Genomic DNA, 12469 nt, shown 5'->3' with positions numbered 1-12469 from the left:
GCAAGGCGAAGCTCTTGATCGAAGCCCCAGTAAACGGCGGCCGTAACTATAACGGTCCTAAGGTAGCGAAATTCCTTGTCGGGTAAGTTCCGACCTGCACGAATGGCGTAACGACAGCGGCGCTGTCTCCACCCGAGACTCAGTGAAATTGAAATCGCTGTGAAGATGCAGCGTTCCCGTGGCAAGACGGAAAGACCCCGTGAACCTTTACTATAGCTTTACACTGAACGTTGAGTTCGTCTGTGTAGGATAGGTGGGAGGCTATGAAACTGTGGCGCTAGCTGCAGCGGAGCCATCCTTGAAATACCACCCTGTCGTGCTTGACGTTCTAACCTGGGCCCATTATCTGGGTCGGGGACCGTGTATGGTGGGTAGTTTGACTGGGGCGGTCTCCTCCTAAAGAGTAACGGAGGAGCTCGAAGGTACGCTCAGCGCGGTCGGACATCGCGCACTGTGTGCAAAGGCATAAGCGTGCTTGACTGCAAGATCGACGGATCAAGCAGGTAGGAAACTAGGACTTAGTGATCCGGTGGTTCTGTATGGAAGGGCCATCGCTCAACGGATAAAAGGTACTCCGGGGATAACAGGCTGATACCGCCCAAGAGTTCATATCGACGGCGGTGTTTGGCACCTCGATGTCGGCTCATCACATCCTGGGGCTGTAGTCGGTCCCAAGGGTATGGCTGTTCGCCATTTAAAGTGGTACGCGAGCTGGGTTCAGAACGTCGTGAGACAGTTCGGTCCCTATCTGCCATGGGCGTTGGAGATTTGAGAGGGGCTGCTCCTAGTACGAGAGGACCGGAGTGGACGAACCTCTGGTGTTCCGGTTGTCACGCCAGTGGCATTGCCGGGTAGCTATGTTCGGAAGCGATAACCGCTGAAAGCATCTAAGCGGGAAGCGCGCCTCAAGATGAGATCTCCCGGGGCACAAGCCCCCTGAAGGAACCATGTAGACTACGTGGTTGATAGGTCAGGTGTGTAAGTACAGCAATGTATTGAGCTAACTGATACTAATGATCCGTGCGGCTTGACCATATAACCTCAAGTTGCCTTGGCTTTACGACAGCGTCGTAAGAGCATCCAAGTGCACGCTACGTCACAAGAACTATGCGAGGCTGGCGCCTTGTCCCCCGGGACGAGTGCGACTCTCCAAAAGCCTCCCTGGTGAAATTAGCGCTGTGGAACCACCCGATCCCATCCCGAACTCGGAAGTGAAACGCAGCTGCGCCGATGGTAGTGTGGCTCAAGCCATGCGAGAGTAGGTCATCGCCAGGGTTTACACCCAAAACCCCGCTGCTCACGCAGCGGGGTTTTTCTTATTAAGTGAAGGCACTGCATTTTCCGGGTCCCTTCCGCCCCACGGGCAAGATCGCGAAGCCGGCGCTGCAAGCGCTGCTGCAACCGTCTCCCTGGTGAAATTAGCGCTGTGGAACCACCCGATCCCATCCCGAACTCGGAAGTGAAACGCAGCTGCGCCGATGGTAGTGTGGCTCAAGCCATGCGAGAGTAGGTCATCGCCAGGGTTTACACCCAAAACCCCGCTGCTCACGCAGCGGGGTTTTTCTTTGTGCGCAGGAAATGCGGGTGGTGGTGCCCGCTGGCCGGCGGATGAGTCGATGCACCCGCCGCCGTTTGCCGGCCAGCGGCCGGCACTACCGGTAGATCCACGCCACGGGTGGATGGGGCGCTCGCCGTGTAAAGAGGTGCCAACCAGGGCTGGCACCCACCAATGGCGGCGCGCAAAAAAAAGCGGCGCCCCGTGGGGCGCCGCTCTGCTCCAGACGATGTTCAGTCGAGCATGGCCCGACTTACTTGGCCGGGGCCTTGTCCTTCATCATCGCGTCGCGGGCCGCCTTGAACGGGTTGCCGGCATACCAGTTCGGCCAGCGATCGCCACCGGCCAGTTCCTTGCCCACGCCGTACATCAGCTGCAGGTCTTCGACGGTGCCGTCCAGCTTCCAGGTGGCCGCGTCGAACTCGTCCTTCGGGCCGTGGTAACGGTTGGCGCCGTAATCCGCCGCGGCCTTGCGGCCCGCTTCCACGCCACCCTCGCGCAGGTCTTCGCCACCATCGGCGTACAGGGCCGGCACACCGGCCTTGGCGAAGTTGAAGTGATCGGAGCGGAAGTAGAAGCCGCTCTGCACCGAGGTCTCACCGTGCAGGGTGCGGTCCTGGGCGGCGGCCAGCGGCTTGAGGATGTCCTCCAGCTCAGAGCTGCCGAAGCCGGTGACGGTCACGTCCTTGGCACGGCCGGCCACCGACATCGCATCGATGTTGATCACACCGGCGATCTTGTCCAGCGGGAAGGTCGGGTGGGCGACGTAGTACTTCGAACCCAGCAGGCCGGATTCTTCCAGGGTCACCGCCAGGAACACCACCGAGCGCTCCGGCTTCGGCTCCTGGTGCGCCATGGCTTCGGCCACCTCGAGGATGCCGGCCACGCCGGTGGCGTTGTCGACTGCGCCGTTGTAGATGTTGTCGCCGGTCTCACCCTCATGCTTGCCCAGGTGGTCCCAGTGCGCCATGTACAGCACGGCTTCGTCAGCGCGCTTGCTGCCCGGCAGCACGCCGACCACGTTGCGCGACTGCTTCTGCGCGATCTGGCTCTTCAGGTCGACCGCAGCGGTGGCTTTCAGCGGCACCGGCTTGAAACCGCGCTTGCTGGCGTCCTTGTAGGCCTGGGCGAGGTCCAGGCCGGCACCGGCGAACAGCGCCTTGGCGGCTTCGGCACTCAGCCAGCCCTGCACCGGGATCCGGGCCTCCGGGTCATCCTTGGCGGGCAGGTCGTACTGCGGGCCGGCCCAGGAATTCTTCACCACGTCCCAACCGTAGGACGCGCCGGCGGTGTCGTGAACGATCAGAGCGGCAGCAGCACCCTTGCGGGCGGCCTCCTCGAACTTGTAGGTCCAGCGACCGTAGTAGGTCATGCGCTTGCCGTCGAACAGCTTCTCGTCGTCGACGTGGAAGCCAGGATCGTTGACGAACATCACGACCGTCTTGCCCTTCCAGTCCTGGCCGGCATAGTCGTTCCACTTCTGCTCCGGCGCATCGACGCCATAGCCGACGAACACCAGGTCGCTGGCATCGACCTTCACCTCGGCCTGGCCGGTACGGGTACCGACCACCATGTCGGTGCCGAACTTCAGTTCGGTGGTCTTGCCACCCTGGGTGATCTTCAGCACGGTCGATTCGTCGGCCGTGGCCTCGGTCATCGGCACGTCCTGGAACCAGCTGTCGCCGTTGCCGGGTTGCAGGCCGATGCGCTGCATCTGGTCGCGGATGTAGTTGACCGTCAGTTCTTCGCCCTTGCTGCCCGGGGCGCGGCCTTCGAACTCATCCGAAGCCAGGGTCTTGACCATCTCGGCGAAGTCGCCGGCGTTGATCTCCGGGGAGAACTGATGGGCGGCCGGCTTCGCGGCAGCGGTATCGGTGGCCGGCGTGGCTGCCGGGGTGTCTTCGCCTTTGCAGGCACTGAGCGCGGCCGCGGCGGCCAGGCACAGGAGGAGTTTGCGGGGCATCGTCGATTCCTGGAGAACAAAGGGCGGTCGCACCTCATGCGCGACCGGTGAACGCGAGTATCACCGAAGCGGCAGGTTCGACGGGTTCAGTCGGCCGGCGCGGTTTCGGTATCGAACGGGATCGGCTCGGCCCCGGTGACCGGGCCGATGCGCGCGGTGCGATGCACGTACAGCACCACCTCGCGCTCGAACTGCAGCGGCCCACTGACGACCGCGTTGGGGCCGATGATCACGCGCGGTTTGCGGCTCGCGGTCAGCGAGACACTGAAGTTCGGCTTGCGCACATGCACGCCGCCGTTGACCTGCGAACCGATGCCGACGGTGATGTCACCGTTGACGGTCTCCACGTCCTTGCCGACGCGGCTTTCAACCAGGCCGATGCCGCCGTTCACGGTCTCGACGCCGCCTTCGATCTGGCTGCCGCGATCGGTGAAGATGCTGCCGTTGACGGTGCTGACGCCGCCGCTGGCGATCACCTCGCGACCCAGGCGGACACCGCCGTTGACCGTTTCGATCTTGCCGGTGCGCGCACGGTCGGCGACCTTCACCCCGCCGTTGACGGTGTCGATGCTGCCGGTCTCGACGCCTTCGCCGACGCGGATGCCGCCGTTGACGGTGTCCAGCTTGCCGTAGCGCTGACCCGGTTCGGCGCTGATGCTGCCGTTGACCTTGCTGATGTTCTCCTGGGCGCAGACCGGCCCGGTGACCAGCAGTACGCCCAACAGCAGCGGAATGGATAGAGTTTTCATGGGGACCTCGATGGATGTGCGGCTGGCAGGCCGCGTGCGGAGATGTCACCATTCCCCGGTACCCCCCGCAACTGCCTGAAGTCACTGGAAAGCCCTTGCGCGACAACGCCTTCCCATCACGCCGACATCACATCGCCGCCGTACGCGGCGGGCGCTGCCTGCTGCTGGGGCTGGTCCTGGCGCTGGCCCTGCCGCTGCCCGGCGCCGCGCAGACCACCCGCGAGACCGAGCGCAAGCTGCAGAAACTGCGCACCGAGCTGAAGGGCGTGGCGCAGGAACGACGGCAGATCGAGGGACAGCGTGGGCAGGCATCCCAGCAGCTGCGCGAGGCCGACGAGAAGGTGGCCCGCAGTGGCCGCGCCCTTGCGCAGACCGAGTCGGCCCTGCGCGAGCAGAACCAGGCGCTGGCCGAAGCCGAACAGCGCCGCAGCACGCTGCAGGCCAACCTTGCCCAGCAGCACCGCGAACTGGCCGGGTTGCTGCGCGCGGCCTACCAGTTGGGCAACCATGCACCGTTGAAGCTGCTGCTGTCGCAGGACACGGTGGCCGATGCCAATCGTGCGCTGGCCTACCACCGCTACCTGCAGCGCGAACGTGCGCAGCGCATCACCACGCTCACCGCCGACCTGAAGGAACTGGAAGCGCTGCAGGCGCAGATCGCCGAGCGCAAGCAGAAGCTGCAGGGCGCGCAGCAGGACCAGAAGCAGCAGGCTGCGACGCTGGCGGCCGACCGCCGTGACCGCGCGCAGACCGTGGCCTCGCTGGACGAACGCTTCAAGGACCGGCGCGAGAAGGAACAGGCACTGGGCCAGGATGCCAAGGCGCTGGAAACGCTGCTGGCCAACCTGCGTGCCGCTGCCGCCCGGGCCGAAGCCGAGCGTCGCGCGGCGGCACGTCGAGCCGCCGCCGAAAAGGCCGCTGCCGAGCGGGCCGCACGCCAGGCCGCCGCACAGGGCCGGCCACCGCCGCCGCCAACCAAGGTTCCGCCTGCGGTGGCGTCGGCACCGGCACCGAAGGTCGGTGGCCTGGGCTGGCCGTTGTCCGGCAACCTGCTGGCCCGCTATGGCGGCAAGCTGCCCGATGGCCGTACCAGCAGCGGCGTGCTGATCGGCGCGCCGGCCGGCAGCACCGTCACGGCCGTGGCCGACGGCACCGTGGTGTTCTCCGACTGGATGACCGGCTACGGCATGATCCTGATCGTCGACCACGGCAATGGCTACATGAGCCTGTATGCCCACAACGACACCCTGCTGAAGGATGCCGGCGCACGGGTCAGCCGCGGTGATGCGGTGGCCAAGGTCGGCAATTCCGGTGGCCAGGGGGTCACCGCGCTGTACTTCGAGCTGCGCCGTGGCGGGCAGCCGGTCAACCCGGACAGCTGGCTGCAGCGGCGCTGAATCCAGGCCTGCCGGATGCGGGCCGGATTCAACGGGAATTTAGCTGTGCTTCGCGCATAATCGGTGCATGTGCCTTGGGCACGATGCCAACGTCGACAGGAGTGATCCATGCGCGCAGCCCGTACCGCCACCCTCTTGCTGGCCCTGTTGCCAGCGCTGTCCTGGGCGCAGCAGACCGCGCCCGCCCCGAGCCAGGAAACCAGCGGGCAGGCAGCGAACAGCGAGGAGGCGGTGACCTCGAAGGTGCCGCTGGAAGAAATCCGCCGTTTCGTGGCCGTGTACAACGCGGTGCGCGCGGCCTATGTCGACCCGGTCGATGACAAGAAGCTGATGCAGTCGGCCGTGCGTGGCCTGCTGCTCGACCTCGATCCGCACAGCACCTACTTCAACAAGGAAGACGCGCAGGCCTTCGACGAGCAGGCCAATGGTGCCTACGAGGGCATCGGCGTGGAGCTGCAGCAGCAGCCGGACAACGCCAGCATGAAGGTGATCTCGCCGATCGACGACACCCCGGCGGCCAAGGCCGGCATCCTCGCCGGTGACCTGATCATCGCCATCGACGGCAAGCCGATCAGCGCGATCGACGCCAGCGAGCCGCTGCGCGGCCCGGCCGGCAGCAAGGTGGTGCTGACCATCGTGCGCGAAGGCAAGCCGAAGCCGTTCGACGTGAGCCTGACCCGCCAGACCATCCGCGTGACCAGCGTGCGCAGCCGCCTGCTGGAGCCCGGCTACGGCTACATCCGCCTGAGCACCTTCCAGGCCGATACCGGTTCGGATTTCCAGAAGCAGGTGCAGCAGTTGCAGAAGCAGTCCGGTGGCCAGCTCAAGGGCCTGGTGCTGGACTTGCGCAGCAATCCGGGTGGCCTGCTGACCGCCGCCGTGCAGGTGGCCGATGATCTGCTCGACAAGGGCAACATCGTCAGCACCCGTGGCCGCATCAGCATCAGCGATGCCCGTTTCGACGCGACCCCGGGTGACCTGCTGAAGGGCGCACCGGTGGTCGTGCTGGCCGATGCCGGTTCGGCCAGTGCATCGGAAGTGCTGGCCGGTGCGCTGCGCGACAACAAGCGTGCGCGCGTGGTCGGCAGCCGCACCTTCGGCAAGGGCTCGGTGCAGACCGTGCTGCCGCTGGACAACGGTGATTCGGTGAAGCTGACCACCGCGCGCTATTACACGCCCAGCGGCAAGTCGATCCAGGCCACCGGCATCGTGCCGGACGTTGAACTGAAGCCCGCCGCCACGCCGGCCGAGGATGCCCTGCCGGCCAGCCTGAGCGACTACAGCGAAGCGACCCTGCCGGGCCATCTGCGCGGCGACGACGAAGGCACCGAGGGCTACCACGCCGGTGCGGTGCTGCCGGGCGATGGCCCGATCAACGACGCGCTGGCCGAGCTGAAGAACCCGGGTTCGGTGGCTGCACGCTTGAAGGCCGAAGCGGCAAAAGCGGATGCCGCCAAGGCCGCGAAGGCCGCTGCGGTGAAGCCCGAAGTCAAGCCGGAGCCGAAGGTCGAACCGAAGGCCGACAGCACGCCGGAAGCCAAGCCCGCTCCGGTCCCGGCCAAGCCCTGATTCTGTAGAGTCGAGCCATGCTCGACTGATCTACGAACGAGCGGGTGAGCGGGGAGCCGGCCAGCGGCCGGCACTACCCAGTGTCAGAAACCGTGGCGCTTGCGCAGCCGGCGCGCGATCGCTGCGCGCACGTACACGCCATACAGCAGGCCGAACAGGAAGCCGCCGATGTGCGCCCACCAGGCCACCATGCCGAAGCTGGGGCCGATGTGGGCGAACACCACCTGCAGCGCGGCCCAGACGCCGATGAGCAGGTAGGCCGGGGCGCGCACGAACTCCAGGAACAGGCCGAGCGGGATCACCACGCCCAGCCGCGCGCCCGGGAACAGGGCCAGGTAGGCGCCGATCAGCGCCGACACCGCGCCACTGGCGCCGATGATGATCTGGTCCGGGCTGCCCATGGTGTAGATCGCCACCAGGTTGGACACCGCGCCGCCCACCAGGAACAGCAACAGCAACCGCCAGGGCCCCAGCACGCGCTCGGCGGGCAGGCCGAAGATCAGCAGGAACACCAGGTTGCCCAGCAGGTGCGACCAGTCGGCGTGCAGGAACAGCGCGGTGAACAGGCGCAGCACGCTGCCATCCTGCAGGGTCGCCCACCAGTCCAGCGGGTGGGTCAGGCCGGTGGACAGGGCGCCCCAGTCCAGCCAGAGGCTGCCGCGGGCATCGTCCGGGCGCGAGATCGACCACAGGAATGCCAGCCACAATGACGCGAACAGCACGGGCGTGGCCCAGCGCAGGGCCGCCTTCTTGCGCGACGGGAGGGAGACGAACATGGGCATAAGCCTAGCGTGACGACGCCTGCGGCGGGGATTGTCCTGTTCAGCTTTTGAGACGAAAAAAGCGCCGTTGCTGTTATTGTTTCATTAACAGCTCTGGGTAATACTCGCATACGGCGTCGTATGTCGGGAGGGGAATCCGGCGCGCTCCGAAGGGCCCCAGGGCCGGCCGGGCGCAGGCGCACTCAGAGCAACATCACCGCTTACCGGAGAGAGAACTACGATGCAAACCGCTTCCACCATTGCCCGTCTGACCCTGCTGGCCGTCGGCGTTGCCGGTGCGCTGGCCGCCGCCGATGCCAACGCCGCCGCCTTCCAGCTGAAGGAAAACAGCGCCAAGGGCCTCGGCCGTGCGTTCGCCGGCTCCACCTCCGCTGAAGGCGATGCCTCGGTGGTCGCCACCAACCCGGCGTCGATGCGCCTGCTCGAAGGCACCCAGATCCAGGGCGACGTCAGCGCCATCAGCTTCGGCGCCAAGTTCCGCGGCCAGGGCAAGTACGCCAACGGCGCTCCGATTTCCGGCGGCAACGGCGGCGACGCCGGCATGATCGCCCCGGTCCCCGCAGCCTACTTCCACCTGCCGTTCGGCGAGAACGACAACATGCACTTCGGTGCATCGCTGACCGTGCCGTTCGGCTTCAAGACCGAATACGACCGTGACTGGGTCGGCCGCTACAACGGCGTCAAGACCGAGCTGCAGGCGATCGACCTGGGCGTCGCGTTCTCCTACGACATCAACCCGTACCTGTCGTTCGGTGCGTCGGTGTTCGCCGAGCGCCTGAACGTTGACCTGACCAGCGCTGTCGACACCGGCACCGCGATCAACGCCAGCGCCCAGCAGAAGGCTGCCGCTGCCGTGCTGGCCGCCGGTGGCACTGCCGCCCAGGCTGCCGCCGCTTCGCGTCAGGCCGCCGTGGCCATGGCCCAGCAGGGCTTCGCTCCGGGCACCGCCGATGGCTACCTGCGCATCAAGGGTGACGAAGTGTCGATGGGCTACACCCTGGGCATGACCGTCAGCCCGGTGGAAGGCACCAACATCGCCTTCAGCTACCGCTCGCAGGTCAAGCACAAGATCAACGACGGCAAGGCCGACTTCACCATTCCGGGCAACGCCGCGACCTTCCTGGCCGCTGCCGCTCCGGGTACCTTCATCGACAGCAACGGTCGTGCCTCGATCACCCTGCCGGCCAGCGCCACCGTCAGCTTCACCCACCGCGTGAACGACCAGTGGAAGATCATGGCCGACGTCTCGCGCACCGCGTGGAGCAAGTTCGACCAGGTCGTCGTCGACTATGACTCCAACCAGCCGGACAGCGTGCTGCCGTTCCACTACCGCGACACCACCTTCGCGTCGATCGGTACCGAGTACCGCATGAACGAGAAGCTGACCCTGCGCGGCGGTCTCGCCTACGACCAGACCCCGACCACCGACGCCCACCGCGACGTGCGCGTGCCGGACACCACCCGCAAGTGGCTGTCGCTGGGTCTGACCTACGCGGCTTCGGACAAGATGGAATACAGCGTGGGCTACACCCACCTGTTCACCAAGGATCCGAACGTCAACTCGACCTCGGACACCGGCAACACCGTGACCGGCAAGTACAAGGTCAGCGGCGACGTGCTGGCTGCTTCGATGCAGTACAAGTTCTGATTCGGGCGATTGCCTGAAGCAGGACATGGAGGGCCCCGCGCAAGCGGGGCCTTTCTTTTTGTGGGGTGTCGCATCTGGCTGCTGCGTCCGCGGGTCGGCCTTGATACCTTGCCGCCACACGTGAATGAGGGCAGTGGACGATGATTGATCGTCGTTACCGGAAGAAGATGCACCGCTACTGGGCGCGGGAGGAATCCAAGGCGGATGCGATCCTCGACCGAGTACTGGAATCGGAGTGGTTCGACTACTGGCATACCCACCTTGATTGGAAAGGCCGGGGCAATCGGCACCCGACCGATCGGGCAGAAGTGGCTGGCGTGTTGCTGCGGCTCCTGCAGCGGGTTGTGTCCGCGCACAGGGACGATGTCCAGTGCTGGGTGACGCTGGCAGCGGACACGGGCAACAGTGCGCTGTTCCTGCATTCGCGCAATCCGCAGGGCTCCACGTGGCCACACCCCTTCGAGGGCACGCGCTGGGATGCCGAAATGCCGGATTGGCTCGCGCTGCTGCTGCCAGGAGGCATGCAGGCCGGGTGCTGGGGTGAGGATGAACACCAGGTGTGGATGGTGCGAGAGCGCGTGTCAGGAAACGCAAACGATGTGCAGGAGAGGCGGGCATGACGCTCACCCGCAAGGGCAAGCATTGGTATGGCAGCGATGACGACGACATCCGCGCGGTCATTAAGAGCTTCAGTGACCGCAATGGTTACCTCGCGACCGACTACCGTGCTTCGGTCTGCGTCTGTGGATCGACCCTGTTCCGATTGTTCAATGACGAGGAGGCGGGCGTTGCGCGCCGCGACTGCGTGAGCTGCGGGAAGTCGCACCTGATGGGTGACAGCGCAGAGTATGTTGATGAGGCCGAACTCGAAGCACATTGGTGTCTGTGCGGGAATGAGTCTCTGGCAATTCATTCTGGTGTCGCACTGTACCCCGACTCGCGTGACGTGCGCTGGCTGTACATCGGCTGCCGTTGCCCGCACTGCCTGTTGGTGGGGGTGTATGCCGAGTGGAAATGCGAGGCGGGGGATGCGGAGACGTTTCTAGCCCGCGTGTAGGCCATCCACGCATGGCGTGGATCTACGCGACAATAGCGCCATGAACCTGTCCGATCCGAACTTCCAGCTTGAGCTGGCCGCCAACATCGCCGTCGCCGGCTCGATCCTGCTGGCCGGGCGCAACAACGTGCATACCTGGTGGCTGGGCATCGTTGGCTGTGCCTTGTTTGCCGCCGTGTTCGAACGATCGCACCTGTACGCGGACATGGTGCTGCAGTTCTTCTTCATCGCCATCAGTGTGCTGGGCTGGTGGCAGTGGCTGCGCGGCGACCATGGTGCGCCGCTGCCGATCACCTCGTTGCGGTCGCGGGCATGGGCCTGGCTGGCGCTACTGGCGGTGGTGGCCACGTTCGGCTACGGCTGGATGCTGACCCGGCTGACCAATGCCTATGCGCCGTACATCGATTCGGCGGTGCTGGTGCTGAGCGTGATCGCGCAGATCCTGATGATGCGGCGCAAGCTGGAATCGTGGTGGGTGTGGTTGCTGGTGAACACCGTTGCAGTGCCGCTGTACTACAGCCGTGGCTTGCACCTGACATCGATCCTGTACGTGGGCTTCTGGATCAATGCGTTGGTGGCCTTGCGCCATTGGCGGCACCTGATGCGCAACGAGGCCAGGGCGGCCGATGCCGCTGCCTGAGCGCGCTGCGCGGGGGCTGGTGGTGGGCAAATTCTGCCCGCTGCACCTCGGCCATGAACGACTGATCGACTTCGCTGCCACGCGCTGCGTGCATCTGCTGGTGATCGGCTGGTCGCAGCCGGGCTTTGCCGGCTACAGCGCCGAGCGCCGCGAGCGCTGGCTGCGTGCGCGTTTCCCGCAGGCGACGGTAGCGGTGCTTGACGACGCGCGACTGGCGACATTGTGCATGCAGCATGGCTTGCCAGTGCGAGCGCTGCCGCAGGACAGTGATGACGAACAGGTCCAGCGGGACTTCACCGCGTGGCTGTGCCTGAACCTGTTCGGTGGGCCGGTGCAGGCGGTGTACACCGGTGAGGACTATGGAGACGGCTTCGCACAGGCGTTGGCCACGCACTTCGGCACTCCGGTGCGACATGAGCGGCTGGAGCGCGCGCTGGACGTCGGACAGGCCTGCGGCACCCAGCTGCGTGCCGATCCACATGCGCATCGGCACAGCCTTTCCGCCGAGGTGTATCCGGACTACGTGCAGCGCGTGGCGTTCATCGGTGGCGAGTCCAGTGGCAAGACCACGCTGGCGCGCGTGCTGGCCGGGCGCCTGCAGACCGCCTGGGTGCCGGAGTACGGCCGCACCCTGTGGGAGCAGCAGGGCGGAGAACTGACGCCGGACGATCTGCTTCGCATTGCAATGACACAACCACAGCACGAAGACGAGGTCGCGCGGCGCGCGCATCGCTGGCTGTTCTGCGATACCACGCCGAGGGTAACGCTGGGGTACAGCGGCTGGATGTTCGGCACAGCGCCGGAGCCGCTGCGGCAGGCGGCACGACGACGCTACGACCTGCTGTTCCTGTGCGCGCCGGATATTCCGTTCGACCAGGATGGCACGCGCGTGGGCGAAGCCTTCCGGTCGCAGCAGCATGCGTGGTACCTGGCGCAGCTGCAGGCAGAGGGTATCGAGTACGTGCTGCTGGAAGGCGATCTGGAGACGCGCATTGCACGCGTGCAGGGCGAGCTGGCGAAGCGGGCGGACAACCGGTTCAGTGTCGCCCCGCCGCTATAGAGCCGAGCCTGTGCCCGCTGCACCATGCAAGCCGAGCGTGGGCTCGGCT

The 12469-nt window shown here is 65.5% G+C and carries 10 protein-coding genes and 3 rRNA genes (1 of these 13 only partly in view); 10 read left to right on the top strand and 3 right to left on the bottom strand.

Features of this window, described 5'->3' with window-relative positions:
- The 3 genes from BKE09_RS09375 to rrf (BKE09_RS09365) form a co-directional block, all read left to right on the top strand.
- Nucleotides 1-1035, top strand: a 23S ribosomal RNA gene (locus BKE09_RS09375) (it extends 1843 nt beyond the left edge of the window).
- A gap of 125 nt (nucleotides 1036-1160) precedes the next feature.
- Nucleotides 1161-1275, top strand: a 5S ribosomal RNA gene (gene rrf / locus BKE09_RS09370).
- Between the two features lie 133 nt (nucleotides 1276-1408).
- Nucleotides 1409-1523: ribosomal RNA gene (gene rrf, locus BKE09_RS09365) — 5S ribosomal RNA — on the top strand.
- Nucleotides 1524-1808: 285 nt separating this feature from the next.
- Here the strand turns inward: rrf (BKE09_RS09365) and BKE09_RS09360 are convergent.
- Nucleotides 1809-3518 (bottom strand): M28 family metallopeptidase, encoded by a 1710-nt coding sequence (locus BKE09_RS09360; RefSeq protein WP_075675560.1) that lies wholly within the window; start codon nucleotides 3516-3518, stop codon nucleotides 1809-1811.
- Between the two features lie 86 nt (nucleotides 3519-3604).
- A complete protein-coding gene (locus BKE09_RS09355) occupies nucleotides 3605-4267 on the bottom strand; it encodes a hypothetical protein (RefSeq protein WP_014645682.1) in 663 nt (220 codons plus the stop codon).
- Nucleotides 4268-4362: 95 nt separating this feature from the next.
- On the opposite strand from BKE09_RS09355, the gene BKE09_RS09350 reads away from it, so the two are divergent.
- Nucleotides 4363-5664, top strand: a complete 1302-nt coding sequence (locus BKE09_RS09350) for a peptidoglycan DD-metalloendopeptidase family protein (protein ID WP_075675559.1) — start codon at nucleotides 4363-4365, stop codon at nucleotides 5662-5664.
- A 108-nt stretch (nucleotides 5665-5772) separates the two neighbouring features.
- Nucleotides 5773-7233, top strand: coding sequence for a S41 family peptidase (locus tag BKE09_RS09345; RefSeq protein ID WP_075675558.1), 1461 nt, complete (start codon nucleotides 5773-5775; stop codon nucleotides 7231-7233).
- An 83-nt stretch (nucleotides 7234-7316) separates the two neighbouring features.
- Here BKE09_RS09345 and BKE09_RS09340 read toward each other — a convergent pair whose 3' ends face one another.
- On the bottom strand, nucleotides 7317-8009 hold the full coding sequence (locus BKE09_RS09340) for a rhomboid family intramembrane serine protease (RefSeq protein WP_014035716.1): 693 nt from the start codon (nucleotides 8007-8009) through the stop codon (nucleotides 7317-7319).
- Between the two features lie 226 nt (nucleotides 8010-8235).
- Between BKE09_RS09340 and BKE09_RS09335 the strand changes: the two genes are divergently transcribed.
- The 5 genes from BKE09_RS09335 to BKE09_RS09315 all read left to right on the top strand — a co-directional run bounded on the left by BKE09_RS09335 (nucleotide 8236) and on the right by BKE09_RS09315 (nucleotide 12420).
- Nucleotides 8236-9663, top strand: a complete 1428-nt coding sequence (locus tag BKE09_RS09335) for an outer membrane protein transport protein (protein ID WP_075675557.1) — start codon at nucleotides 8236-8238, stop codon at nucleotides 9661-9663.
- 140 nt (nucleotides 9664-9803) lie between these two features.
- Nucleotides 9804-10283 (top strand): hypothetical protein, encoded by a 480-nt coding sequence (locus BKE09_RS09330; protein WP_075675556.1) that lies wholly within the window; start codon nucleotides 9804-9806, stop codon nucleotides 10281-10283.
- On the top strand, nucleotides 10280-10720 hold the full coding sequence (locus tag BKE09_RS09325) for a hypothetical protein (RefSeq protein ID WP_075675555.1): 441 nt from the start codon (nucleotides 10280-10282) through the stop codon (nucleotides 10718-10720). Before BKE09_RS09330 ends, BKE09_RS09325 begins: the two co-directional genes overlap by 4 nt.
- A gap of 40 nt (nucleotides 10721-10760) precedes the next feature.
- A complete protein-coding gene (gene pnuC, locus BKE09_RS09320) occupies nucleotides 10761-11360 on the top strand; it encodes a nicotinamide riboside transporter PnuC (protein WP_075675554.1) in 600 nt (199 codons plus the stop codon).
- The gene (locus tag BKE09_RS09315; RefSeq protein ID WP_083663075.1) at nucleotides 11347-12420 is read left to right on the top strand and encodes an AAA family ATPase; all 1074 of its coding nucleotides are present in this window, start codon (nucleotides 11347-11349) and stop codon (nucleotides 12418-12420) included. Before pnuC ends, BKE09_RS09315 begins: the two co-directional genes overlap by 14 nt.
- Nucleotides 12421-12469 lie beyond the last annotated feature (49 nt).

It is taken from the genome of Stenotrophomonas sp. TD3 (assembly GCF_001939825.1).
Taxonomy (GTDB): Bacteria; Pseudomonadota; Gammaproteobacteria; order Xanthomonadales; family Xanthomonadaceae; genus Stenotrophomonas.
This window is presented reverse-complemented; position numbering and strand designations above follow the sequence as displayed.